At 66.2% G+C, this 1,237-nt stretch carries 2 protein-coding genes; both read left to right on the top strand.

From position 1 onward, the window contains the following. On the top strand, window positions 1-1,012 hold a 1,012-nt coding region (locus HV701_RS26585), incomplete at its 5' end, for a dihydrolipoyllysine-residue acetyltransferase (protein ID WP_175135977.1). Window positions 1,013-1,024: 12 nt separating this feature from the next. After that, window positions 1,025-1,237: biotin/lipoyl-containing protein (locus tag HV701_RS26580; protein ID WP_338077774.1), on the top strand; the 213-nt coding region annotated here is incomplete at its 3' end.

Below are 1,237 nucleotides of genomic sequence, written 5' to 3'. Positions count from 1 at the left end.
CGCCAAGGCGCAAGCGCCCGCGGCCCCGGCCGCGCCCGCCGTCGGCTCGCGCCCGGCCCCGGCCGCCGCCCTGGAAGACGCCAACCTCAAGCCCGGCCAACTGCCGCACGCCTCGCCGTCGGTGCGCAAGTTCGCGCGCGAACTGGGCGTGAACCTGAGCAAGGTCAAGGGCACCGGTCCCAAGGACCGCATCACCGCCGATGACGTGCGCGCTTTCGTCAAGCAGGCGCTGGCCGCCGGCCCCGTGGCCGCCGCCGGCGGTTCGGCCGATGGCGCCGCGCTCGGCCTGTTGCCGTGGCCCAAGGTGGACTTCACCAAGTTCGGCCCGGTCGAAGCCAAGCCGCTGTCGCGCATCAAGAAGATCTCCGGCGCCAACCTGCACCGCAACTGGGTCATGATCCCGCACGTCACCAACAACGACGAAGCGGACATCACCGACCTGGAAGCGTTGCGCGTCACGCTGAACAAGGAAAACGAGAAGTCGGGCATCAAGGTCACGATGCTGGCCTTCCTGATCAAGGCCGTGGTCGCGGCCCTGAAGAAGTTCCCCGAGTTCAACGCCTCGCTGGACGGCGACAACCTGGTGCTCAAGCAGTACTACCACATCGGCTTCGCCGCCGACACGCCCAACGGACTGGTGGTGCCGGTGATCCGCGATGCCGACAAGAAGGGCATTCTGCAGATCGCCCAGGAAATGACCGACCTGTCCAAGAAGGCGCGCGAAGGCAAGATCTCGCCGGCCGACATGCAGGGCGGCTGCTTCTCGATCTCGTCGCTCGGCGGCATCGGCGGCACCTCGTTCACGCCTATCATCAATGCGCCCGAAGTGGCCATCCTGGGTGTGTCGCGCTCCTCGCACAAGCCCGTGTGGGACGGCAAGCAGTTCGTGCCGCGCCTGATCGTGCCGCTGTCGCTGTCCTATGACCACCGCGTCATCGACGGCGCCGCCGCTGCCCGCTTCAACGCCTATCTGGGCGCCTTGCTGGCCGACTTCCGCCGCATCGCGCTGTAAACGGGGAGCCCTATGAGCAATACCGTTCAAATCAAAGTGCCGGACATCGGTGACTTCAAGGAAGTCGAAGTCATCGAGGTGCTGGTCGCCGTGGGCGACACGATCAAGGCCGAGCAGAGCCTGATTACCGTCGAGTCCGACAAGGCCTCGATGGAAATTCCCGCCTCCACCGGCGGGGTGGTCAAGTCGATCAGCGTGAAGGTCGGCGACAAGGTCGCCGAAGGC

This window comes from Achromobacter pulmonis (assembly GCF_902859765.1).
In the GTDB taxonomy this organism is placed as follows: domain Bacteria; phylum Pseudomonadota; class Gammaproteobacteria; order Burkholderiales; family Burkholderiaceae_B; genus Achromobacter; species Achromobacter pulmonis.
Note: the sequence above shows the minus strand (reverse complement) of the source record. Positions and strands in the feature narration are given on the sequence as shown.